Origin of the sequence: Prevotella marseillensis (assembly GCF_900625065.1) — a bacterium.
Taxonomy (GTDB): domain Bacteria; phylum Bacteroidota; class Bacteroidia; order Bacteroidales; family Bacteroidaceae; genus Prevotella; species Prevotella rara.
Window position 1 is genome coordinate 787,301 of record NZ_UYXY01000001.1, and the last position, 23,722, is coordinate 811,022.

Here is a 23,722-nt window from a genome sequence, read left to right on the forward strand (position 1 = left end):
AATATAAAAACACCCGACTTTACATTCTTGGGTGTAAAATCGGGTGTTTATTTTGTAAAACATTGATTTTCAATGTTTATTGCGGTGCGTACGGGACTCGAACCCGTGACCTCCTGCGTGACAGGCAGGCATTCTAACCAGCTGAACTAACGCACCCTGAGATGAGAATACCACTCTTTTGAGAGCGGTGCGTACGGGACTCGAACCCGTGACCTCCTGCGTGACAGGCAGGCATTCTAACCAGCTGAACTAACGCACCATTAGGTATCTGTCTCAATTGCGGTTGCAAAGGTATGAATATTTTTTTTATCTACCAAACTTTTTGGCGATTTTTTACAAAAAAAGTTGCATTAGCAGTGCATTATGGTATTTTTTGCCATCGAAGAGCCAGTCTTTCAACTCATTTGACTTTATGAATCCACTCTTCTCAAACAGGGCTAACGACCTCTCGTTATCCTTGTTTATGCACGCATAAAGCTGATGCAGGTGTAGGATGTTTGCGGCGTAAGCTTTTATTCTTGTTATAGTGGCCAGGGCATAGCCTTTGTTTCTGTAGTCTTGTTTTATTACTATGCCTACCTCTGCTCTCATGTTCTTAGGGTCGAAGTTTATTATGTCAACTATTCCCACAACGTTATGATGTTCGTCTTCTATCATCATCCTTACCTGCTTATCGGCGTAAATGTCGTTTTTTGCATTTGCGACGTAGTCATATAGCACGTATCTTGAGTATGGCACGTTCGTTGTGCTAACGTTCCAAACCTTAGTGTCGTTCTCGATGGTATACAACACGTCGAGGTCTTCCGGCTCTATCGCCCTGAGATGTATTGTCGGTAGAATGTCTGTCATCAGGCTATTATCTCGTTGTCTGTTATTATTATGTTGAATCTCGGACTGTATGTGCCGATTTTTACATTGGGCTTGCTGTTTTTAGAGAATAGATTAAGAATGTCTTCATATCTGCATAAGCCTGTGTCATAAACAAGATATACGGGCGTCTTGCAGCTGATGTTTTTTACGGCTTCGGCATGTGCATCCGGGTCTGCCGGTGCCTGTGTTACTATATATTGTGCGTCCAGGCCGTTACGGTCGGCGAGGCTTCGGCATCTTGATATTGATTCTTTTGTAGAAATAAATATGTAGAGTGGCGACTTGCGTCTTCTGTCGGGCATGAATCCCAGTGTCTTCTGTATATGCTCTGACGTAGTCTTTATAAGAGCCGTTGTGGCTTTAAGATATATTGCAGCCTTTATTGGCATGTTCAGCCAGATGCTGAGATGGCCATAGTGCTTTTTGAAGAAGATGAGCATGGCCTCGTAGAACACGTGTACATATTTGAACGATGACTTCTGCGTGCTTTCTCCTTTGTAATGCAGTATCTTTGTTGGCAGATACCAGTTGTCGAAGCCGCTCTTCAGCAGCCTGTATGACAGGTCGATATCTTCACCGTACATAAAGAAGTCTTCGTCGAGCAGTCCTGCCTTGTCAAGTGCAGTGCGCCTCATCATCATGAAGGCTCCGCTTATTATCTCGATCTTGGCCGGTTCGTCCCACGGAAGATATCCCATGTAGTATTTTCCCAGTTTCTTATGTGTGGGATATTTGGCACACAGTCCGCACATCTTGTAGAAAGCGGTCATCGGTGTCGGCAGTCCGCGCCGGCTCTCCATGGCATCGCTGCCGTTGCATTTCAGCATTCTTACGCCCAGTCCGCCCGCATTCTCATGTTCGTCCATGAATCTGATGCACTCTTTCAGGGTGTTTTCTCCAACAATAGTGTCGGGGTTCAGCAGCAGCACGTATTCGCTTTTTGTGCGCCTTATGCCCATGTTGTTGGCTTTTGCAAAGCCATGATTGTGATTGCAGGCAATAAACTTCACACCGCGGTTCTTGCCTTTAAGCTTCTTCACGGTGTTGTCTTTTGAATGATTGTCGATTACGTATATTTCTGCTTCGATGCCCTCAACGGCTCTGTATAAGCTGTCGAGACATTGCTGAAGATAGTGTCTTACGTTGTAGCTGACGATTATTATTGCAAGTTTCATTTCTTGTCGCTTGTTTCAGATATGCATCTTGCCATTGTAGGGTTGACGAAAATCAGACAGATAAGTCCGATAATTGCCATATAGCCGAATGCCACGTTCATGAACAGGTAATAGAGCAGGGTGTTGGCCACCATCGGGACGCAAAGCATCATCATGCGTATGCTTCCCCAGCGGAGCAGCTCTTTTTCTGGCTCAGCCTGTAGCTTCATGCTGATCTTCTTGACCTTGAACAGCCTCAGTGACGCAGGAATGAGGCATATCGTAATGACTTCCATTAGCGACACGGTAAGAAATTCGGCGTTCTTGCTTGCTGTCAGGTCTCCCGGCAGCAGCGTCTCGGTTTCAAATATTGCGGTTATGGCCAGCAGCAAAGCTATGCTGACGTACATGATTACCGAGAGTATGTTTTTTGTTCTTTTCATTTTCTTGGTTAATATTTTCGCTTTAAGCAGTTTTCCGGCAGGTTGCGTCATCTGCTATTGTCTGCCGTCGAACGGCTGCCGGTTAATGATAGATCGTCCGAGCGTAACCTCGTCGGTGTATTCCAGCTCGCCGCCCACAGATATTCCGCGTGCAATCACGCTCAGGCGTATGTCGAATTTTGCCAGTTTGCGGTAGATGTAGAAGTTGGTGGTGTCGCCTTCCATTGTGGAGCTAAGCGCCAGAATCACCTCTTTTATCTTTCCGCTCTCAACTCTTTCTGCCAGCGAGCTTATCTCTATGTCGTTAGGACCTATGCCGTCCATGGGCGATATTACGCCTCCGAGTACATGATAAAGCCCGTTGTACTGCTGAGTGTTTTCGATGGCCATGACGTCTTGCACGTTTTCAACCACGCACACTGTGGTGTCGTCGCGCCTTGCGTCGGAGCAGATAGGGCAGACGTCCGTGTCGCTTATGTTGTGGCACACGGTGCAGTGCTTTATCTTATGCCTCATTTCGCTTATGGTCTGGGCAAACCTTTCCACCTTGTCCTTGTCCTGTCTCAGCAGAAACAGCACCAGCCTTAGGGCTGTTTTCTGTCCTATGCCGGGCAGGCTTGAAAATTCTGCCACTGCCTTTTCGAGCAATGCCGACGGATATTGTTGGGTCATACTTTGCTAAAATGTTTTTGTCGGCAAAGTTACTTCAATAGTAGTAAAATTCAAAACAAATTTATTTTTATTTTCCTTTGAATGTCTTTTGCGGGTTTCGTGGCTGCTGTTTTGTGCGCTGTGGCTGCCTGTTTTTCGCATTATTAATGTCTTCTGCATATCGACTATTGATGTCCGGCATGAAGAGTGTATCGTATATGAGGAATGCACACTTTCTTATTTCTTTACAAAATGTAGATTTTTAAGCCTCTCAGGCAGCCTCCGTATTAGCAGCTTGCCTGTTTGCTGTGTTTTAATCGAAAAATAGTGACTTTTGTGTAATTAATTGTAAGCCAGCGTGTTATGTGCTATAGTAGTCACGCATGCCACTTTCTGACTGCTGATATGTGCCCTTTTAGGTCGTAAAAGCATGTCTTTTGACTCGTAATTCAGTGTGTTTCGCATCGCATTTCAGTGTGTTTCAGCGGCGATATTGGCTGTTTTATGACAGCAAGTTGGCTTTTCTTGTGTAAAAATATCCCCTGTTTTGTCATCTCCATATGCCATTTTTGCATTTGTGGTTGTCTGTTTCTGAAAAATAATTTGTCATGAATTTTTATTGCACACATGCCGGTCCGGCTGCGTTTTCGCGTATGCGCCGTCGTCATTGTGCCTGGGTGCATGCAGGGCATTGTCTGCAGATTTTATCCGTTGCTTATATATAACATTGTGCCGGCGGTTGTATTTTTCTGATATTTTTATTACCTTTGCAAAGGTTTTTCATAAATTTATCGACGACTAAATGATAATAACAAAATCAGAATTTTCAGTGAGCAGTCCTAACATACAGCTTTGTCCTAAAGACACAAAGCCTGAGTATGCGTTTATCGGACGAAGCAATGTTGGCAAATCAAGCCTTATCAACATGCTCTGCAACCACAAAAATCTTGCAAAGACATCGGCCACTCCGGGCAAGACTCTGCTTATCAACCACTTTATTATAAATAATGAGTGGTATCTGGTAGACCTTCCCGGCTATGGATTTGCCAAGCGCTCAAAGACGGTTCAGCAGAAGCTGGAGCAGATGATAACGTCTTACATCCTGCAGCGCGAGCAGCTCGTAAACGTGTTTGTGCTGATAGACATCAGACACGAGCCGCAGGCTATCGACATAGACTTTATCAACTGGCTCGGGCAGAGCAGCATACCGTTCTCGATAGTGTTCACAAAGGCCGATAAGCTTAGCTCGTCTAAGGTGGCGCCTACGGCAGCCGCATATATGGACAAGCTGAAGGAAACTTGGGATGAGCTTCCTCCTTACTTCATATCGAGCAGCGAGACAAAGCGCGGACGCGACGAAATTCTTGATTATATCGAAAATATAAATAAAACGCTTAAACAGTAAGGCGTAAATAATAAATAAAGACAGAAATGGCCGGTCAGTTACCTTATCTTGACATACAGAATCTTACTAAATCGTTTGGAGCCCATGTCCTGTTTCAGGACATATCGTTCAGTGTTGCCGAAGGACAGAAAATAGGTCTTGTTGCTAAGAACGGTACGGGCAAGTCGACGCTGCTCTCCATATTGACTGGGCGCGAAGGCTACGATTCGGGCAATATTATCTTCAGACGCGAGCTTAAGATTGGCTATCTGGAACAGTCGCCCAAGTTTGATCCCGACGACACTGTGCTGGATGCATGCTTTAATCATAAAGGAGATGAGGCGAAGATTCTGCGTGCGAAGCAGATACTTACACAGCTTAAGATAGATGACCTTGACAAGAAGATGGGCACTCTGAGCGGAGGACAGCAGCGCCGTGTGGCACTGGCAAACGTATTGCTGACCGACCCGGACATGTTTATCCTGGATGAGCCAACCAACCATCTTGACCTCGACATGATAGAATGGCTGGAAGGCTTCTTTGCCCGTGGCAACAAAACCTTGCTCATGGTTACCCACGACAGGTTTTTCCTCGACAAGGTATGCTCGGTGATATTGGAACTTGACGACAAGAAAATATACACCTATCGCGGCAACTACAGCTATTATCTCGAGAAACGTCAGGAGCGCATAGACAACACGCGCGCCGAAATAGCACGTGCAAACAACCTGTATAGAAAGGAACTCGACTGGATGCGCAGAATGCCCCAGGCACGAGGCCATAAGGCAAGATACCGAGAGGACGCATTCTATGAACTTGAGAAAGTGGCCAAGCAGAGGATTGAGGACCGTCAGGTAAGGCTTAAAGTCAGAAACGTTTATATCGGAAGCAAGATATTTGAGTGCCAGTATATCTCCAAGAGCTGGTCGCCGGATAAGGTTATTCTCAAAGACTTTTACTATAATTTTGCCCGTTTTGAGAAAATGGGTATTGTTGGCAACAACGGCACAGGCAAGACAACATTCCTGAAGTTGCTGTTGGGACAGGAGAAGCTTGACAGCGGACGCTTTGACATCGGATCGACAGTACGTTTCGGATATTTCTCTCAGGAAGGCATGGTCTTTGATGAACAAAAGAAAGTGCTAGACGTGATAACAGACATTGCCGACTATATCGACATGGGAGGCGGAAAGCATCTGTCGGCATCACAGTTTCTGCAGCATTTCTTGTTTACTCCCGAACAGCAGCACAATTATGTGTATAAGTTGAGCGGAGGCGAGAAGCGCAAGCTGTATCTGTGTACAGTGCTGATGAAAAATCCGAACTTCCTGGTGCTTGATGAGCCGACAAATGACCTTGACATACAGACTCTGCAGATATTTGAAGAGTATCTGGCCGACTTCCCCGGCTGTGTCATAATCGTAAGTCACGACCGCTACTTCATGGATAAAGTGGTAGACCATCTGCTTGTGTTCAAAGGCAATGGCGTAGTAAACGATTTCCCCGGAAACTACACACAGTATCGCGAATGGTGTTCGCTTAAGAGCCGTGACGAAGAAACGGCGGCTAAAAAAGACAGTCGTCCAAGAGAAAAACGGCATCAGGAGCGCCGCAAGATGTCGTATAAAGAAAAGATGGAGTTTGCTCAGCTTGAGAAAGAAATAGCCGAACTGGAAAAAGAGCAGAAGGAAATAGAAGAGCAGCTTTGCAGCGGTAAGCTGCCGGTAGACGAACTGACTGAAAAAAGTAAGCGTCTGCCGTTGATAAAGGAAGAACTCGACCTTAAGGAATTGCGGTGGCTGGAGCTTTCAGAAATAGAATCTTAAATATTAAAATTAAGTTAAAATGAATAAGTCTTCAGAGCCGTTACTTCTTTTAATCAATATAAATTATTACTTTTGCATTAAATTTAAAAAATCATAATTTGTTTCCACTCGTGAAACGAATACAATCAATAAATTTCTTATATACGTAAACCTAATATGTATAGCAAAGACGAATTATTATCTAAAGATATTTCCGAGCTTGAAGAGATAGCAGAGAAAGTGGGTGCTAAAATCAAGTCTGGCGAAACTCAGGAAGAAATAATATATTCGATCCTTGATAAGCAGGCAGAAATTGAAGGAAACAAGAACCCGCTTGGCACGAAGCGTCGCAGAGTTCGTATTGTAAAGAAGGACACCGACCGTGTTTATTCTGTAAACGGAAAGGAAGGCGAAAACTTCGATTTGAAAAAGAATAAAGTTCAGGCTGAGACTCCCTCTTTGTTTAATGATGCACCGGTTACTCCGCCCGCCAAGACACGTTCTCGGGCTAAGAGCAAGGCTGTTGCCGAACCGGTGGCTGAGGTTGAGCAGCCGCAGGCTGTTCCTGTTGTGGAAGAGGTTGTGCCTGTTGAACCGGAAAAACAGCCTGAGCCATTGCAGCCTGTTGTTGATAATATAGTTGAGGCTGCGCCTGAAGTTCCGGAAGCAATATCAGAGGATGTTGTTGAAGGTGTCAGCGAAATTCCTGAAGCAATAAGTGATGACATGCCGGAAGAAACAGATTTGGCCATTGTTCCTGAAGCTGAATTTGCAACTGCAGAAGCTCCTGATACTCAGAATGACAATTCAACAGATCTTATAGCACAGTTGCAGGCCAAGGTGAATGCACACAACGAAGTGGCTGACGAGAAACGTGAGATTATTGCATCAGGTGTATGGGAAGGCGATCCTGGAGATGGAACAGACTTTATTCCTATTGTAGACTTGCCGATTGAAGATCAGATGGCTGTGCCGCGATTTGATATGTTCGACAATCCGACAAGTCCTATGGACTTAAATAATGTTATGTATGCTCCTCAGATGGAGCCGGAAAGTGTACCGCAATTTGATTTTGAGGATATTATCACTGCTAACGGCGTACTTGAGATAATGCCTGATGGCTATGGATTCCTGCGTTCGAGCGACTATAATTATCTTTCTTCTCCTGATGACATTTATGTTTCTATAGCCCAGATTAAGCGTTATGGACTTAAGACTGGCGATGTGGTAAATTGCCATGTGCGTCCACCGCATGACGGAGAGAAGTATTTCCCGTTGACAAGCATTGATAAGATTAACGGCCGTGATCCTGCTGAAGTGCGCGACCGTATCCCGTTTGACCATCTTACTCCTTTATTCCCGGATGAAAAGTTTACTTTGTGCGGTGAGCGTTCAACTACAAACCTCAGCACTCGTATTGTTGACTTGTTCTCGCCGATTGGTAAAGGACAGAGAGCGCTTATCGTTGCGCAGCCAAAGACAGGTAAGACAATCCTTATGAAGGACATAGCCAATGCAATTGCGGCAAATCATCCGGAAGCATATCTTATGATGTTGCTTATTGATGAGCGTCCAGAGGAAGTTACCGACATGGCGCGTACGGTTAATGCAGAAGTTATTGCCTCTACGTTTGATGAACCGGCAGAACGTCATGTAAAGATTGCCGGTATTGTATTGGAAAAGGCGAAGCGTATGGTTGAGTGTGGTCATGATGTGGTGATCTTCCTTGATTCTATCACACGTCTTGCACGTGCATATAATACGGTTTCACCAGCTAGTGGTAAGGTTCTTACCGGTGGTGTTGACGCTAATGCTCTGCAGAAGCCGAAACGTTTCTTTGGTGCGGCACGTAATATAGAGGGTGGAGGTTCGCTCACTATTGTCGCAACAGCATTGATTGACACAGGCAGTAAGATGGATGAGGTTATTTTCGAAGAGTTCAAAGGTACGGGTAACATGGAACTCCAGTTGGATAGAAGTCTCAGTAACAAGAGAATATTCCCGTCTGTTAATCTTGTTGCTTCAAGTACACGACGTGATGATCTGTTGCAGGACAAGACAACTCTCGACCGCATGTGGATATTACGCAAGTATATTTCTGACATGACGCCAATTGAGGCTATGAATACAATTCATGACCGTATGGCTCGTACTTATGATAACGATGAGTTCCTTGCAACGATGAATTCATAAATATTTTAGAGGTACTTGTATTCTTATTTAAAAGTTTTTCCTAAAAAATTTTGTTATAAGAATTATTTTGAGTACCTTTGCACTCGATTTAGGGGTTCCGTAGCTCAGTTGGATTAGAGCAACGCCCTTCTAAGGCGTGGGTCTTGGGTTCGAATCCCAACGGAATCACAGAAAAGGAGCATCATGTGATGCTCCTTTTTCTTTTTATCATAGATGTTTTTATTTGCTTTTATATTGATTGATGATACAACTTACAGACTGCATCATTTCTTTCTTATAAGTCTTGGCATTATTTTTTGCCATGAAAATGTATACATTAGATGTTTTGTTGAACTTTCCATATACCCTCGACATAAATATGTTTTGTCACCTCAAGTTTTATGTAAGCACTTAGGTCGTTTCATGCATGTTCAACAATGACTTCAACAGTTCTCATATCAAACACCTAAAACAATATTAACATCAACATTCAGTTTCCGGCTAATTTCACGGGCTACCTTCAATGTGGGCTTGCATTTACCGGAAATATAATCATTCAAAAGGGGAGGGGTAACACCTATCAATTTAGCCAATGTTTTTGGGGTAAGCCCCATTTCATGCATATGGAATTTGAGAACATCAGCAAGTGAGGGTGCTCTCAATGCAAAATGTTTTTCCGAATACTCTGCAACAAGATTAGAAAGTAGTTCCAATTCTATACTGTTCGGGTCATCGAGAGGTGTTTTGTCTGTTATCAGTGGAAGTAACTCTTCAACTCTTTGTACAGCCCTGTCATATTGATCTTTTGTTTCTATCTTTGTCATATCTTTAAATTTTAGAGCAATCAACTATTTTATCATATTCTGCATGAGTGCCAATAAAGTGATTATAAACAGATTTTTAGTAAATATTATTGCTACAATCGGTCTGAAATTATTACCTTTAATATTGAAAACATAATGTTGTTTGTATACATAATCAATACTATTGCATGATCTTTTTTACATATGCAAAGCAAGTCTACTCGCTTCCCTTGTGACTATTGTAGTACATTCTTTTAAAGCAACCTTTTTATTAGGATACGTTTCTGTGTATTATTTTATAGCCTATTATTTAAATATTTTCACGTAACTCACAATATTACCATATTGCAAAGGTAATAACAAAATTCTATTTTTTCAATATTTTATTCTAAATAATCGGATATGAATGGCAATACCAAGAAAGATATTTTTGTAAAATAAATGTTTTTGATTTTTATAAGTTGGTTATATTATTTCACGTGATATACCTATAATATAATTGTCTGTTTCCGTCTTTGTAGCTATTATTTTTTGAGATAGAATTTAAATTAAGTTATTACGTAAAGATTAATAGACCTATGAGGCATATAAAATAAAAGCGGACCTGATTTATGTCAGGTCCGCTTCAGATAGAATTTAATTGTCAATCAGATTTCACGTTATAATTAAAAATCAAGTTTAGGCTTTATTCAGCAATAGGCGTTAATTTTATTAGGGCTATAGTGCAGCTGTCGGCCTTTGTTATTTTGTGGCTTCCTTGCTCTATTGTGGTCATCAGGCTCTTAGAAGAGCTGTCGCCTTCAATTTTAACATCGTCAACTTTTATGTTGTATTTAGTGCTGCTCGAGCCAAAGTATATTGTCAGGATCATCTTTTCAGTTGTAGAGAATGATATCTCTGTGCCTGACTCCATCTTAAGGCTGTTTGTATATGTAACACCATCTATTATAGTATCTTCTTTTCTGTAGTTTTCTTTTGTTCCGGTCATTGTAATGGCGCTGTTAGACGGAGTGCCGTTTGTAAAGTCACAGATTATTTCACCCTCAACAGGTGTTTCTGTATCACCCGGTTCTCCACCTGTTTCACCTCCGCCAGTTTCGCCGCTTGAAGCATTTTCGTCTTCAAAGATGCCGATAAGTGATGACTTGTAGTTTGTAACAGCTTCTTTCAGTTCTTTATTGACGTTATAGTCTGTATCGTCGATGCTGTTATTGAAGGTCCACTTGAAATCTCCGTGATTCATTCTTCCTGCACCATACCAACCTGTGACTTCTGACGGTACGTTTGCTGCTTCTACCGGTTCATAGTCATACATCAATGATGCATCGGTATCGAAGTTGTTATAAGAAGTTGCACCCTGCAAGGTCTTTATGTCTTGCGGTACTTGCTCGTCTCTTGTTTTGGCTTCGTATGCATCAAATTGTACATTGTCTTCCTGGTATGTCACATATTTATAATATTGTGTCTTTTCTGTCATGATGTTACCGAATGACTTTATCATACCACCATCTTCGCCAGAGAATGTGCCTTTAGGGTCAGATGAAATGTCTGATCCTTGTTTGGATATGAGCATCGGACATTTTGTTGCCCTGAAATAGTTGCTTTCTACAAATACATTTGAGCCGGATGTTGCACCTACGCCATATTTGGAAATACCGTCGAAGTAGTTGTTCCATACATGTACAGACATTGTGCGGATACGCGGCATACGTGAGTCGCAGTGGTCAAACCAGTTGTTGTTGTAGCTTATGTAGTTGGGTCCGCTCTCGCTTGTCATTCCGCATAATGACGATTTTCCGCTGTCGAAGAAATGGTTGCTTGATACGGTTATATACTGAGAATCGCCTTTGATGTCGATAGTGCCGTCGCCTTTAGCCTGGTCTGAATCTCCTCCGGCCTGACCATAGAATAAGTCCAGATTGTGTATCCAGCAGTATTTGTTGTCCGTATCCAACGAAACACCATCATCCATGAAGTTTAATATGCCGAAGTTGCGCAGCTCTACGTTTACGGCATTGCGCAGAAGAAATCCGAAGCCGTTTATTGTTGCGTCTTCACCTATGCCTTCTATTGTTATATTCATTTCAACAGAATTGTTCTTGCCTTTTATTTGAAGTCCTTCGTTGCTTAACAATGCATCCATATCGGTGTCTTTGATCATCCCGATGATTCTTACGCACAGCGGACGTGTCTCTTTTCCTTTTTGGTATGCGTTGAGTATTGCCTGCAGTCCCGTATAAGTCTGTTCCTTATCACCAATAACAGGACATGTTACAGTCTTTGCTGTATTTGCCGTAACGTATATTACGCGTGCGTTGGCTTTTAGCGTACCGTCTGCATTATATGCTCCAGGCGTATTGCCATTAAGGAAACAGAAACCTTCACGTTTATAGTTTATTACCTTTATTCCGGTAACTTCGTTAGCTGCATCATCTTGTTCTTTTTCTTCAATTACCGGAACAATCTTAAATGAATAATTTTCTGCTGCAATTAAGCCTGTAGCATCTGCCCGTCCGTATGTTCCATAGTTGCGTACCAGCTGGTCGTCCAGTTTTGTATATTCTTCGTATTGTCCGCCTTTTACGTACACTATGTAAGACGATGCATCTGCAAACGGCTCCCATTTTACGAAGGCTGATTCGTGCCATCCTTTTGACTCAAGTATCTTTACCTTTCCTTCCGGATTGTCAATGTCGCCTTCGCTGCCGCTGTCTTCTGCTTTTGCAAAGCTGATATTTTTTACAGTCTTTGTGTATGCGTCTGTCCATGTCCCGTTTACAGGGCTGACGTTTACTATGCCGTTGGCTCTGTCTATACTGACTTTTACTTCATCTGTATTATAATATTTAATGTCGTTGCTGGTCAGTGTCAGTCGCATTTGATTATTTTGGCTGTTGAGGCTTACGGAGTGGTCTGTTGTCGGTTCAGGCGTTGTTCCTTCGCCTTCTTTTTCAACAGATATCATATATATGTAAAGTCCTCCTGTGTTTGTCAGCGTTATGCTTCCGTCTTCGGTAACAGTGCCTATGTTTACCTGATCGTCAAGACTTGTGCTGTTAAAAAATCCTGACTCAGGAGTAATGTTTGTCACATTGAGTCCTCTCTTTTCTGTTTTTGAACTTGTCTTGCATTTAACAGTTATCTTTGAGCCTTTTTCAAGGTTGTCTATCGTTATTGTTGACACTTTGTTCAATGTAAGGCATTGTTTCTTTATATCCACTCGAATGGCATCTGATGTTTCAGCCGTGAATATGATATTCTGTGTAAATATCAGTTCTGTGCCGTTAGCTTTTAATGTTTCAGAGTTTAATGCCTTATTGTTCGAATATCTGTCATTTATGGCATCATATGTCCAGTTTTCAGTATCGGCGGACAGATTTGTCCTGTCTGTACTGCTTACACCTTCCTCTTGAAAGTCCCATGTCTGAGCAACTGCATCAGTAGTAAAAAATGGCATAAGGCATATGAGGAATGCCGTAATTATTGTTGAGTATATGTTTTTCATGATAAAATTATTTTATGACTGTCTTTTTTCCATTAATAATATACACGCCTTTGTTAAGGGCATTGGCATCTTTGCCCATGTATTGTCCGTTAAGGTTGTAGACTTTTGACTTTCCGGAATTGTCCATAGATGTAATATTTGTTATTCCGGTTGTGTTTTCATAGCTTAAGGAGATGCTGACCTTCGACATGTCTTCTGTCTGTGAAGTGTTGTCGTCAAATTGAAGTGTTACGTTGTTCCCATTGAAAGTCAGATTGCTTACGAATTTGTCGATTTCAGTTCCGTTTATTATAACGGTTTGTTCTGTTTCTGCATACATTGTTCCTCCTGACAATAATGCCATCAGGAACATACATAAAAATGTTTTCCTTTTCATTATTTAAGTTTTTAAATAGTTTGTAGATTATTCCTCGACAAATATAAATATTAAATCCTTTAAATATAGACCATATAACTTAAAAATATGATTTTTTATTATTAATTTACGTATTTTATGCATACTCATTTTCTTTAGGTCTTTATGCCCAAATCAGGCATCAGGCTTGTGTATTAATTCTGTTAGTAAATAGATTCTTCTATCCGTCATTTGTTATCCTATGTCGTCTTGCCTCTGTTTCTCTTAAATATAGTCAGCTATGCCAGCTAAAATGCAGGTGATAATATTATAATGAAAAAGTCAATGATTTACGCATAAAAAAGCAGTGACTTTTGATGCAAAAGTGGCTGAGTTACGAGGCGTAACTCAGCCATTAACAGTTTGAAAGAAAATAGCCGTTGTTTGCTTAATGTAATTGCTGATAGGGTGCGGCAGATGTTTAATGTGTAATAAAATGGGGCAGATTTGTTACGGATTTTATGGGCTTTGTATTCTCTGAGTCAGAAAGTTACCTGAATGCATGTAAAGAAGACAATATCGTACTTAAAAACATCTAGTTAGAACGCTGTGTGTGGATTAATCTTGTATACGAGTTTTATTAAGGATTGTATGTTGATAATGCAAAATGAAATCCGGCAGTGTTTTATCAACTCCAATAAAAACACTGCCGGATTATGATTATTCTTAAATTCTTTTTAAGCTGATATCTTTCAGAACTTTGATTTATTTCTGTTATGGTAAATAACTTTTCCTATCTTAGGTCTATTATTTCAGCGTTAGGAAAATCTTTTGAATTGAAACGGAATGTGGCGTCACTGATATTTTTTGCTTTAAAGTTTGAAACTTTTATTGTCGTCCATCCGTTGCTCTGACGCATCTTTATTGTTTGCGGATAATAATTCTTGTTTATCGTTATATACATTTCTTTTATTGTCCGTTTTTGGTTTTGTGCGTAAAGATGTATTTGCCATCCGCCTGCAACGTTTTTCATGCCGAGATTGAATCCGTTTTTATAGATATTGATGAATTTATATGGATTCATTGATTGCTGCTGTGCTTCAGTAGGCGTGCTTATATTTACCTCCTGATTCTTTTTCATGTATGTCCATTGTGTCTTTCCGTCATACCATACAATAGCCTGAGAAGTACGTGCATTAAATTTGTTTCCCTTTATCGCAATAGTGCCGGACGTATTTCCGTATTTTCCGCTTATGGTGAAGTTGGCACTTGCTCCGCTTTTGCGTCCTACTACGGCTGCAGTCTTGTCGAGTATCTTTCGTGCTTGCGCTGCATTTTGTGCATGCATGCCAACTGCCAATGTAAACAAAAGTATTAGCAAACAAAACTTTTTCATAATTGTGCTTCCTGTTTGAATTGTTATTCTAAATTAATGTTCAAATACTATTTTCGTAATGCAGACAGAAGATTTTCAAGACTGTTCTCGTCCTGTATCAATACTTCACGTGGTTTGCTGCCTTGTGCCGCACCAACGATTCCGGCTTTTTCCATCTGGTCCATCAGTCTGCCCGCACGGTTATATCCGATTGAGAAACGGCGCTGAATCATGCTGGTTGAGCCTTGCTGGCTTAACACTATTGTACGTGCTGCTTCTTCAAACAGAGGGTCAAGACTGTGCATCTCAAGCGATCCGCCTTTGCCTGAGTCTGAACCTTCGTCTGTGGTTGGCTCTGGCAGTTCCATCGGCTCTATCGGACCTGGCTGCTGTTTGATGTATTCATTTATTCTTTCTATTTCAGGTGTATCTACAAATGCGCACTGCACTCTGACAGGCTCGTTTCCGTTGAGGAACAACAAGTCGCCTCGTCCAATGAGCTGATTGGCTCCAGGACGGTCAAGTATTGTACGCGAGTCAATCATCGAACTTACTCTGAAAGCCATTCTGCCAGGGAAGTTAGCCTTGATGTTTCCTGTAATGATAGATGTTGTCGGGCGTTGTGTTGCAATCACCATGTGTATGCCGACCGCACGTGCAAGCTGTGCAATACGTGCAATAGGCATTTCTATTTCTTTGCCGGCAGTCATGATTAGGTCTCCGAACTCGTCGATAATAACAACGATATATGGCATGTATTCATGACCGTCTGTAAGTCGCAGCTGGTGGTTGACATATTTTTTGTTATATTCTTTAATGTTCTTTGCACCGGCTAGTTTAAGCATGTCATACCTGTAGTCCATGAGCTTGCACAGGCTGTTCAGTGTGCGTATAACCTTGGTGACGTCAGTTATTATTGCATCTTCATTGTCATCAGGAATTTTTGCCATGAAATGGTCTGCAATAGGCATGTACATGCTGAACTCAACCTTTTTAGGGTCTATCAGCACAAACTTCAATTCGTTCGGATGTTTTTTATATAGCAATGAAGTAATTATGGCGTTTAGTCCAACTGATTTACCCTGTCCGGTAGCACCGGCAACCAGCAAGTGGGGCAGTTTTGTAAGGTCTGCCATAAATACCTCGTTGGTTATGGTCTTTCCTATGGCAATAGGCAAGTCCATGGTTGTCTCCTGAAAGCGTTTTGAATTTAATATGCTTTCCATTGAGACAATGTTCTTCTGTGCGTTAGGCACCTCTATTCCGACTGTGCCTTTGCCTGGTATAGGCGCTATGATACGTATGCCGAGCGCGGCAAGGCTCAAGGCGATGTCGTCTTCAAGGTTTCTTATCTTTGATATCTTTACGCCTTCGGCAGGGGTTATCTCATACAATGTGATTGTAGGACCAACCGTAGCCGTGATGGTCTTTATCTGTACTCCGAAATTGTTCAGCACCTCAACAATACGGTTTTTATTAGCCGTCTGTTCCTTCATGTCGATGTACGGCTTGCCGTCATTCTCATATTTCTTCAGCAAATCGAGCGTCGGATATTTATACTTCGTCCAAGGCTCTTTCGGATTGATGGGCGTATTGATATTGCTGCTGCCAGATACGTCTTTCGAGTCTGCCAGGTTCTCTTTCTCGGGTATAATTATCTTGAGGTCGTTGGTGCTTGGAGCTTGCTTTATTTCTTTAGCTGTCTCAACCTTGGTTTCTTCTGCTTGCTCCTCTTGTTTTATTACAGCTTCTCCGTTGTCACCAAATTCAACCCTTTGTGTCTGTGGATCGTCAAATACAGTAGGGTCTTCAAGGGTTTCAATAGGTTTAGGCTTATTGGCTTTTCCCTGATTGTTGGTGATGTCGAATTTCACTTTGTTTGATATGCTGTTCACGGGATTCAGAATCTTTCGTACAACCGTGATGGTTTCTTTACTTAGGTAAGTAAGGAATATGATAGCCGTTAAAAGGAGGATGGCTGTCAGTCCTGGCGCTCCTACAAGATTCTCTATCCATTGACTGCAGAACTGGCCGTGGTCGCCTCCGGGATTAAACACCTGGCTTCCCATGATAGGTGTCAATATTTCTGCAAATGTTATAGAAAGCCAAAGCATAGATATGCCAAGGCAAAAGAAACATTTAATCAGGTTGAAGTTATATGCCCGTACAAGTTTCAGTCCTGCCATGCCCATGAATACCGGAACAATAAAGGCAGAAAGGCCAAAGCATCTTGAAATAAAGAAATATGAAACGAAAGCTCCGAACGGGCCGCAGCTGTTCTGAAATGCCCTGTTTGAATTAAATATCTCTCCTGGCCTTAAATCCAATACCAAGCTTTGGTCGTTTTGGCCTGTAGAAAAGAAGGATATAAATGCTATGATTATGTAAATGGATAAAAATATCAGAATGATTCCTACCGTAAAATTAATAAAGTCATTTTGAAAAATATTTTTAAATCCTACTACCTCACTTAATGATTTGTTCGTGTTCGTATTTTTTTTCTTAGCCATCAGTGTATTTAGAATATTTTATTTGCAAAAGTAATTGAAAATTGCCAAATCAAGCTATAAAATCACCTTTTTTTTATATTTTTGCAAACTGTAATTTTTGCAAATGAGAAAAATCATATACAATAAGTTTGATAAGCATGACATAACAGCTCTGCCGAAAGTGCTGTTCTCCGGACGTATCATTGTGATAAATACTGCTGCGGAGGCAGAGAAGGCTGTTGACTATCTGATGTCTCAGAAAATATTGGGGATAGATACGGAGACAAGGCCTTCGTTTAAAAAGGGGCAGACGCATAATGTAGCATTGCTTCAGGTGTCAACTCATGACACGTGTTTTCTTTTCAGATTGAATCTTACAGGTATAACTCCGGCTATAATCCGTCTGCTTGAAGATCCTTCAATTCCGAAGATTGGCTTGTCGTTGCGCGACGATATAAATTCATTGCATAAGCGTGCCGATTTTCATCCGGGGAATTTCATTGATTTGCAGAAGCATGTCTGCGAACTTGGAGTGGAGGATTTGAGCTTGCAAAAGCTATATGCAAATTTCTTTCATCAGAAGATCAGTAAGTCGGTAAGGCTGAGTAACTGGGAGTCGGATGTGCTTAGCGACAGACAGAAATTATATGCCGCCACCGATGCGTGGGCATGTATAAATATCTATGAAGAGTTGTGCCGGCTGGAAAAGACCGGAGATTATGAGTTGGTAAAAATAGAAGAAAATAAGGAGACAGATGTATAAGAACATATATTTAAAGAAAGGTAAGGAAGACAGTCTTAAGCGTTTTCATCCTTGGGTGTTTTCCGGTGCGATAGCGCATATGGACGATGGAATAGAGGAGGGTGACATTGTAAGAGTCATCACTCAGTCGGGCGCTTTCATTGCTTTGGGGCATTATCAGATTGGAAGCATTGCTGTGCGTGTGCTTTCATTTCAGGATATAGCTATTGATGATGACTTCTGGAAACAGCGCCTGGCGGCTGCGTTGCTCATGCGTCAGTGTGCCGGTATTGCAGACAATCCTGAAAACAATACGTTCAGGCTTGTACATGGTGAAGGCGACAACCTTCCGGGGTTGGTTATTGACTGCTATGGCAAGACTGCAGTCATGCAGGCTCATAGTGTTGGTATGCATGTGTGCCGTAATGTCATAGCCCGCCAGCTGGTTGAGGTTATGGGCAACCGCATAGAGAATGTCTTTTATAAGAGTGAGACAACATTGCCGTTTAAGGCTGACCTCGGACAGGAAAACGGGTTTATATATGGGGGAAGTGATGACAATGTTGCTGTTGAAAATGGCCTTAAGTTTCATGTTGACTGGCTAAAAGGTCAGAAGACAGGATTCTTTGTTGACCAGCGTGAAAACAGAAAATTGCTTGAGCATTACGCAAAAGGCAAAACTGTCTTGAATATGTTCTGTTATACAGGCGGTTTCTCTTTCTATGCTATGCGAGGCAATGCTAAGGCCGTTCATTCAGTAGACAGCAGTGCCAAGGCGATAGAACTGACTAATGCCAATGTGGAACTGAACTTTCCCGGCGACAAGCGTCATCAGGCTTTTTGTGAGGATGCATTCAAGTTTCTTGATGCCGCAAAAGACAAATATGACCTGATAATACTCGATCCTCCTGCTTTTGCCAAGCATAGGGCTGCATTGCATAATGCGCTTAAAGGATATACAAGGCTTAATGTGAAGGCATTTGAGAAGATAAAGAGTGGTGGTATCCTGTTTACGTTCAGCTGTAGTCAGGTCGTGACAAAGGATAATTTCAGAAATGCCGTGTTTACAGCGGCTGCATTGGCAGGTCGTAATGTCAGGATATTGCACCAGTTGCATCAGCCGGCCGACCATCCAATAAACATATATCATCCTGAAGGCGAATATCTAAAGGGACTGGTTCTTTATGTTGAGTAATGGTTTCCTAAAAAGAATATCAGATTTTATTAAAGACCGTCAGTTACTGAGTAAGGACGGAAAATATATAGTTGCGCTGTCGGGAGGTGCCGACAGCGTTACTTTGGCTTTGGCTCTTTGCGAATTGGGCTACAAGGTTGAGGCTGCTCATTGCAATTTTCATCTGCGTGGTGAAGAATCAGACCGTGATGAAAATTTCTGTGTTGAGTTTTGCCGGCAGAATGGCATAGAGCTTCATAGAGCTCATTTTGATACAGTGTCTTATTCAAAGTTGCGTAAAGTAAGCATAGAGATGGCAGCCCGAGATCTCAGGTATTCTTACTTTTCACAGCTTAAGCGTGACATCTGCGCCGACGCTATATGTGTTGCGCATCATCAGGACGATTCTGTTGAGACCGTATTGATGAATCTTATCCGTGGTACAGGTATTGACGGACTTACGGGTATCTCTCCGAAAAACGGTGACATAGTGCGTCCGCTATTGTGCGTTTCAAGAGCTGATATCGAAAACGAACTTTGTGCCGCAGGGCAGGATTATGTAACTGACAGTACGAATCTGGTTGATGATGTTGTCAGAAATAAAATCCGTCTGGACATTCTTCCGCTTATGAGGCAGATAAATCCTTCTGTTGGAAACAGCATTGCCAAGACTGCCATGCGTATGGAAGAGGTCGCTCGATTTTTTGGTTCTACTATCAGCGAGGCTGCCGGGCGCGCAGCTACATATAATAATAAAGGTGAGGCAAAAATATCATTGGATATACTTTCTTCAGGACTGTCTCCTGAGAATGTGCTGTTTCATATTTTAAAGAACTATTCTTTTGCCCCGTTGCAGATAGAACAGATTTATTCTTCATTGAACTCAGGCCCTGGTACTGAATTTCGTTCATCTACCCACGCTCTGCTTATCGACCGTGAATATATTTTCATTGAACCATTGTCTGACGAAGGACAAAGGAGGTTTGTTATACCTGAGACAGGAACTTATGTATATGATGAGTCTTCTAAGTTTCGGGTGGAGATTATAGATAATGGGTCGGATGTAGAAATTGTACGAGACAGAAATTGCTTTTTTGCAGATTTGTCTAAGGTCGCTTTTCCGCTTATTGTGCGCAGATCTTCTACCGGTGACAGATTCATTCCTTTCGGGATGAATGGCTCCAAGTTGGTAAGTGATTATTTGACAGATCGCAAGTTTAATTTGTTTGATAAGCGCCGTCAGCTTGTTATAACTGATTCGGACGAAAAGATAATATGGCTCGTAAACCAGAGACCTGACAACAGATGCAGGGTTTCTGATACAACGAAGAAAATACTTAAGATTACATATACCGGCTGTTAAGCCGGTTTTTTTATTTTTGATAAAGTTCTTTTCTTTATGATTTGCGTAGCGCACGTAACATCTTGATATACAGTGTTTTATAAAAGAATATCTTTTGGCTGGCAAAAGATGCCCTTTCACCTCGTAAAAGGTCGCATTTTATAAGCCAAAAGCAGGCATAACATCAAGCATTAGTCAATTCCTAGTTTTGTATATTATCAGTTTACTGTTTTCGTGAACGGTATTTATTGTATTCACAGATAATGTTTAAATGCAATTTTTATTAAAATAAGCCATTTATCAATCTGTTTGCTGAAAAAATATTACCTTTGCATTAATATGAACAGGCAGAATGAAAATTCTGCGATAAAATGTCTTTAGTAGGAAATATTAAAAGTTTAAGGTATGGTAAAGTATAACGTGAATTTTGACAATTATAAGAAGGACGCTGCATATCGTTCGCTTATAAGTCCAAAATTGGTCAGTGAGTTGAAAGTAAAGATTGTCAGGATTATCGTAAAAAAGAAAAAATATAAAGACAAGGAATATTCGGCCAAGCGTCTGGCTGAAGAACTTGAAACCAATACTAGGTATATATCTGCCGTGGTTAATATATGCTTCAACATGAATTATACGTCATGGGTAAATAAGTATCGCATAGAAGATGCCAAGGCTTTGCTTACTGACAAAAAGCATAAAAAGCTTAAAATGGAGGAAGTGAGTGATTTGGTTGGTTTTTCAAACAGACAGTCCTTTTATGCGGCGTTCTATAAATACACAGGTGTTACGCCGCGAAAGTATAAGTTAGATAATTCGGAAAAATAACGTAACATATTAATGCTGCAATGAGAAATACTCAATTTTCATATACCGACGAACGTTTTGCGGATATACTGATGCTCAGGTATAAACTTGACAACTTCAGCTCTTTGTCGCTGAGGCAGAAAAAGCTAGTGTATTATTTGTCTGAGGCCGCTCTTTATGGCCGTGACATAACTTTTGATCAGTTTGGCCGCTATAATCTGAAGATACGCAAAGTGTTTGAGCAGATATACCTTAATTATAAAGGTGACAGAACTGCTGATGAGTTTAAGGAACTTGTTGTGTATCTGAAGCGGGTATGGTTCTCTAGCGGCATATACCATCATTACGGATGCGATAAATTTGTTCCTGGCTTTTCTGAAGCATTTTTTATAGATGCTGTTAAATCTGTTGATGGCAGTTTGCTGCCTTTAGACGAAGGACAGACGGTGGATGGATTATGTGAAGAACTTCTGCCGATAATTTTTGCTCCGGATGTCATGCCTGTAAAGGTGAATAAAAAGGATGGTTTCGATTTGGTTGAAACTTCAGCATGCAACTTCTATGATGGTGTAACACAAAGTGAAGTTGAAGAGTATTATGCTTCAAAGAAAAATCCAGACGATAAGGAGCCTTTGTCATATGGACTGAATACTACAGTGAAAAAATGTGATGGACGGGTTGTTGAAGAGGTTTGGAGAATTGGAGCAAAATATGGCGCAGCAATAGAGAAAATTGTATATTGGCTCGAAATGGCTTCAACTGTGGCTGAAAATGACAAGCAGCGGAGTGTAATTGATGCTTTGATTAAATATTACAAGTCGGGCGATTTGGCAGACTTTAATGAATATTGCATTAAATGGGTTGATGAAAAAGAATCTGCCGTTGATTTTATTAATGGGTTTATTGAGGTTTATGACGATCCGCTCGGAATGAAAGGCACTTGGGAAGGTCTTGTTGAATACCGTGATGTAGAAGGAACAAGGCGGACCAGAGTGATTAGCGATAACGCTCAATGGTTTGAAGACCATTCGCCTGTTGATTCTCGTTTCAAGAAACAGCAGGTAAAGGGTGTGTCTGCAAATGTAATATGTGCGGCAACTCTCGGCGGAGGTGAATACCCTTCAACGGCCATAGGCATAAACCTTCCTAATGCCGACTGGATTAGAGCAAGACATGGAAGCAAGAGCGTTACGATAAGTAATATCATATCGGCTTATAATGAAGCATCACGCGGTAATGGCTTTGACGAAGAGTTTGTCATTGACGAAGAGACAATAAAGCTTATAAGACAGTATGGAGATATATGTGACATCATACATACTGACCTGCATGAATGTCTCGGACATGGTAGCGGACAATTGTTGCCAGGTATTGATCCTGACTCTCTGAAAGCATACGGCAATACTATTGAAGAGGCGCGTGCTGATTTGTTCGGATTGTATTATGCAGCAGATAAAAAGTTGGTTGAATTGGGCCTGATGCCTGATGCAGAAGCCTACAAGGCAGAGTATTATTCATATATGATGAATGGACTCCTCACTCAGCTTGCACGCATAAAAAAAGGCAATTGTATAGAGGAGGCCCATATGCGTAACCGTGCCCTGGTTGCACGTTGGTGTTATGAAAAAGGACGTGAGGGCAATGTTGTAGAGCTTGTGCGTCAAAACGGGAAAACTTATGTGCGTATAAACGATTATGAGCAACTCCGCAATCTGTTTGCAGCCTTGCTAGCTGAAATTCAACGCATAAAGAGCGAGGGTGATTATGCCGCAGCCCGTGACATAGTCGAGAATTATGCTGTGAATATTGATCCGGTTTTGCATGATGAAATATTGTGCAGATATAATAGTCTGGGCATACCTCCTTATAAAGGATTCATAAATCCGGTACTTATGCCTGTTACTGATTGTGATGGTAAAATAATGGACATAACTGTTGATTATTCTGAAACTTACGAGCATCAGATGTTGCGTTACAGCAGAGATTACTCCACATTGATTTGATAAATATGAAACAGGAAACACAAGACAAACTGAAACAAATTAAACAGCGTTTCAGATTGATGATGAACGGTATGGCTTCTCAGTCAATGCGCGAGAAAGGACTTGGGTATAGCATAAACTGGGGCATATCTCTGCCTGCCTTGAAAACACTGGCAGAAGAGTATGGCAAAGACTATGATTTGGCCATCGAACTGTGGAAAGAAAACATCCGCGAATGTAAGATTCTTGCTACATTGATTATGCCACCAGCGGATATGAAAGCTGATTTGGCCTGCCTTTGGGTGTCTCAGATTCCCAATCAGGAAGTTGCAGCTATGGTGGCCTTCAATCTGTTTCAGTATATAGACGGCGCGAAAGACCTCGCGTTCAAATGGCTTGCGTCAGCGAGTGAGCTAGAGCAGATGTGTGGTTATAACATCTTGTCACGGCTTTTTATGCGTGGAGAGATGCTTGATTCACGAGAGATAAATGAGCTTTTTGATCAGGCCAAAACTGCTCTTGAAGGTGGAAGTGTGTCACTGCAGCATACAGTTGTAAATATGTTGTCACATTTTTGTACTATTTCCGACGAGTATAATAAAATAACAAAATCTGCCTTCAAATCATACGATTTAGATATTTTTTGATGTTTTGTACGGCTAATACGGAATTTTGTTGTATTTTTGTCGGACA

At 41.5% G+C, this 23,722-nt stretch carries 19 protein-coding genes and 3 tRNA genes; 10 read left to right on the plus strand and 12 right to left on the minus strand.

What is annotated here, in order from left to right; genetic code table 11:
* Positions 1–82 precede the first annotated feature (82 nt).
* The 6 genes from EJL04_RS03350 to recR form a co-directional block, all read right to left on the minus strand.
* A tRNA-Asp gene (locus EJL04_RS03350) sits at positions 83–156 on the minus strand.
* A gap of 29 nt (positions 157–185) precedes the next feature.
* Positions 186–259, minus strand: a tRNA-Asp gene (locus tag EJL04_RS03355).
* Between the two features lie 74 nt (positions 260–333).
* Positions 334–849, minus strand: a complete 516-nt coding sequence (locus tag EJL04_RS03360) for a GNAT family N-acetyltransferase (RefSeq protein WP_021855720.1) — start codon at positions 847–849, stop codon at positions 334–336.
* The gene (locus EJL04_RS03365; RefSeq protein ID WP_125104058.1) at positions 849–2,045 is read right to left on the minus strand and encodes a glycosyltransferase family 2 protein; all 1,197 of its coding nucleotides are present in this window, start codon (positions 2,043–2,045) and stop codon (positions 849–851) included. Before EJL04_RS03365 ends, EJL04_RS03360 begins: the two co-directional genes overlap by 1 nt.
* On the minus strand, positions 2,042–2,467 hold the full coding sequence (locus EJL04_RS03370) for a hypothetical protein (protein ID WP_125104059.1): 426 nt from the start codon (positions 2,465–2,467) through the stop codon (positions 2,042–2,044). Before EJL04_RS03370 ends, EJL04_RS03365 begins: the two co-directional genes overlap by 4 nt.
* Positions 2,468–2,521: 54 nt before the next feature.
* A complete protein-coding gene (gene recR, locus EJL04_RS03375; protein WP_021855723.1) occupies positions 2,522–3,139 on the minus strand; it encodes a recombination mediator RecR in 618 nt (205 codons plus the stop codon).
* Positions 3,140–3,920: 781 nt separating this feature from the next.
* Here recR and yihA point away from each other — a divergent pair.
* The 4 genes from yihA to EJL04_RS03395 all read left to right on the plus strand — a co-directional run bounded on the left by yihA (position 3,921) and on the right by EJL04_RS03395 (position 8,668).
* Positions 3,921–4,523 (plus strand): ribosome biogenesis GTP-binding protein YihA/YsxC, encoded by a 603-nt coding sequence (gene yihA / locus EJL04_RS03380; protein ID WP_053399087.1) that lies wholly within the window; start codon positions 3,921–3,923, stop codon positions 4,521–4,523.
* A 26-nt stretch (positions 4,524–4,549) separates the two neighbouring features.
* Positions 4,550–6,328 carry a ribosomal protection-like ABC-F family protein gene (gene abc-f / locus EJL04_RS03385; protein WP_125104060.1) on the plus strand — a complete coding sequence of 593 codons (1,779 nt, stop codon included), beginning with the start codon at positions 4,550–4,552 and terminating at the stop codon, positions 6,326–6,328.
* A gap of 156 nt (positions 6,329–6,484) precedes the next feature.
* On the plus strand, positions 6,485–8,500 hold the full coding sequence (gene rho / locus EJL04_RS03390) for a transcription termination factor Rho (protein WP_125104061.1): 2,016 nt from the start codon (positions 6,485–6,487) through the stop codon (positions 8,498–8,500).
* Between the two features lie 93 nt (positions 8,501–8,593).
* Positions 8,594–8,668, plus strand: a tRNA-Arg gene (locus EJL04_RS03395).
* Positions 8,669–8,937: 269 nt separating this feature from the next.
* Here EJL04_RS03395 and EJL04_RS03400 read toward each other — a convergent pair.
* The 6 genes from EJL04_RS03400 to EJL04_RS03425 all read right to left on the minus strand — a co-directional run bounded on the left by EJL04_RS03400 (position 8,938) and on the right by EJL04_RS03425 (position 17,006).
* Positions 8,938–9,303 (minus strand): helix-turn-helix domain-containing protein, encoded by a 366-nt coding sequence (locus EJL04_RS03400; protein ID WP_053399098.1) that lies wholly within the window; start codon positions 9,301–9,303, stop codon positions 8,938–8,940.
* A gap of 24 nt (positions 9,304–9,327) precedes the next feature.
* Positions 9,328–9,462 (minus strand): type II toxin-antitoxin system HigB family toxin, encoded by a 135-nt coding sequence (locus tag EJL04_RS16560; RefSeq protein ID WP_338142728.1) that lies wholly within the window; start codon positions 9,460–9,462, stop codon positions 9,328–9,330.
* Between the two features lie 505 nt (positions 9,463–9,967).
* The gene (locus tag EJL04_RS03410) at positions 9,968–12,787 is read right to left on the minus strand and encodes a pectate lyase family protein (protein ID WP_125104062.1); all 2,820 of its coding nucleotides are present in this window, start codon (positions 12,785–12,787) and stop codon (positions 9,968–9,970) included.
* 7 nt (positions 12,788–12,794) lie between these two features.
* The gene (locus EJL04_RS03415; protein WP_125104063.1) at positions 12,795–13,163 is read right to left on the minus strand and encodes a subtilase; all 369 of its coding nucleotides are present in this window, start codon (positions 13,161–13,163) and stop codon (positions 12,795–12,797) included.
* Positions 13,164–13,914: 751 nt separating this feature from the next.
* Positions 13,915–14,517: an outer membrane lipoprotein periplasmic chaperone LolA1 gene (lolA1, locus tag EJL04_RS03420; RefSeq protein ID WP_021854882.1), complete on the minus strand. Its 603-nt coding sequence runs from the start codon at positions 14,515–14,517 to the stop codon at positions 13,915–13,917.
* Between the two features lie 47 nt (positions 14,518–14,564).
* The gene (locus tag EJL04_RS03425) at positions 14,565–17,006 is read right to left on the minus strand and encodes an FtsK/SpoIIIE family DNA translocase (protein WP_125104064.1); all 2,442 of its coding nucleotides are present in this window, start codon (positions 17,004–17,006) and stop codon (positions 14,565–14,567) included.
* 103 nt (positions 17,007–17,109) lie between these two features.
* On the opposite strand from EJL04_RS03425, the gene EJL04_RS03430 reads away from it, so the two are divergent.
* From EJL04_RS03430 to EJL04_RS03455, 6 genes are all read left to right on the plus strand, one after another.
* The gene (locus tag EJL04_RS03430) at positions 17,110–17,748 is read left to right on the plus strand and encodes a 3'-5' exonuclease (protein WP_021854884.1); all 639 of its coding nucleotides are present in this window, start codon (positions 17,110–17,112) and stop codon (positions 17,746–17,748) included.
* Positions 17,741–18,922 carry a class I SAM-dependent rRNA methyltransferase gene (locus tag EJL04_RS03435; protein WP_125104065.1) on the plus strand — a complete coding sequence of 394 codons (1,182 nt, stop codon included), beginning with the start codon at positions 17,741–17,743 and terminating at the stop codon, positions 18,920–18,922. The genes EJL04_RS03430 and EJL04_RS03435 overlap by 8 nt, the downstream gene beginning before the upstream one ends.
* On the plus strand, positions 18,912–20,264 hold the full coding sequence (gene tilS, locus EJL04_RS03440) for a tRNA lysidine(34) synthetase TilS (RefSeq protein WP_125104066.1): 1,353 nt from the start codon (positions 18,912–18,914) through the stop codon (positions 20,262–20,264). Before EJL04_RS03435 ends, tilS begins: the two co-directional genes overlap by 11 nt.
* 384 nt (positions 20,265–20,648) lie before the next feature.
* The gene (locus tag EJL04_RS03445; RefSeq protein ID WP_021854887.1) at positions 20,649–21,068 is read left to right on the plus strand and encodes a helix-turn-helix domain-containing protein; all 420 of its coding nucleotides are present in this window, start codon (positions 20,649–20,651) and stop codon (positions 21,066–21,068) included.
* Positions 21,069–21,088: 20 nt separating this feature from the next.
* Complete coding sequence (locus EJL04_RS03450; RefSeq protein ID WP_125104067.1) at positions 21,089–23,050, plus strand: dipeptidyl-peptidase 3 family protein; 1,962 nt, start codon at positions 21,089–21,091, stop codon at positions 23,048–23,050.
* A gap of 5 nt (positions 23,051–23,055) precedes the next feature.
* Positions 23,056–23,676 (plus strand): DNA alkylation repair protein, encoded by a 621-nt coding sequence (locus tag EJL04_RS03455; RefSeq protein WP_125104068.1) that lies wholly within the window; start codon positions 23,056–23,058, stop codon positions 23,674–23,676.
* Positions 23,677–23,722 lie beyond the last annotated feature (46 nt).

Bases quoted from the DNA above. Each gene is read 5' to 3' on its own strand.
- EJL04_RS03415 (WP_125104063.1), bottom strand. From the start codon at position 13,163: ATGAAAAGGAAAACATTTTTATGTATGTTCCTGATGGCATTATTGTCA.
- EJL04_RS03410 (WP_125104062.1), bottom strand. From the start codon at position 12,787: ATGAAAAACATATACTCAACAATAATTACGGCATTCCTCATATGCCTT.
- EJL04_RS03365 (WP_125104058.1), bottom strand. From the start codon at position 2,045: ATGAAACTTGCAATAATAATCGTCAGCTACAACGTAAGACACTATCTT.
- EJL04_RS03430 (WP_021854884.1), top strand. From the start codon at position 17,110: ATGAGAAAAATCATATACAATAAGTTTGATAAGCATGACATAACAGCT.
- EJL04_RS03425 (WP_125104064.1), bottom strand. From the start codon at position 17,006: ATGGCTAAGAAAAAAAATACGAACACGAACAAATCATTAAGTGAGGTA.
- yihA (WP_053399087.1), top strand. From the start codon at position 3,921: ATGATAATAACAAAATCAGAATTTTCAGTGAGCAGTCCTAACATACAG.
- lolA1 (WP_021854882.1), bottom strand. From the start codon at position 14,517: ATGAAAAAGTTTTGTTTGCTAATACTTTTGTTTACATTGGCAGTTGGC.
- EJL04_RS03370 (WP_125104059.1), bottom strand. From the start codon at position 2,467: ATGAAAAGAACAAAAAACATACTCTCGGTAATCATGTACGTCAGCATA.
- abc-f (WP_125104060.1), top strand. From the start codon at position 4,550: ATGGCCGGTCAGTTACCTTATCTTGACATACAGAATCTTACTAAATCG.
- EJL04_RS03450 (WP_125104067.1), top strand. From the start codon at position 21,089: ATGAGAAATACTCAATTTTCATATACCGACGAACGTTTTGCGGATATA.
- EJL04_RS03400 (WP_053399098.1), bottom strand. From the start codon at position 9,303: ATGACAAAGATAGAAACAAAAGATCAATATGACAGGGCTGTACAAAGA.
- tilS (WP_125104066.1), top strand. From the start codon at position 18,912: ATGTTGAGTAATGGTTTCCTAAAAAGAATATCAGATTTTATTAAAGAC.
- EJL04_RS03445 (WP_021854887.1), top strand. From the start codon at position 20,649: ATGGTAAAGTATAACGTGAATTTTGACAATTATAAGAAGGACGCTGCA.
- rho (WP_125104061.1), top strand. From the start codon at position 6,485: ATGTATAGCAAAGACGAATTATTATCTAAAGATATTTCCGAGCTTGAA.
- EJL04_RS03360 (WP_021855720.1), bottom strand. From the start codon at position 849: ATGACAGACATTCTACCGACAATACATCTCAGGGCGATAGAGCCGGAA.
- EJL04_RS03455 (WP_125104068.1), top strand. From the start codon at position 23,056: ATGAAACAGGAAACACAAGACAAACTGAAACAAATTAAACAGCGTTTC.
- recR (WP_021855723.1), bottom strand. From the start codon at position 3,139: ATGACCCAACAATATCCGTCGGCATTGCTCGAAAAGGCAGTGGCAGAA.
- EJL04_RS03435 (WP_125104065.1), top strand. From the start codon at position 17,741: ATGTATAAGAACATATATTTAAAGAAAGGTAAGGAAGACAGTCTTAAG.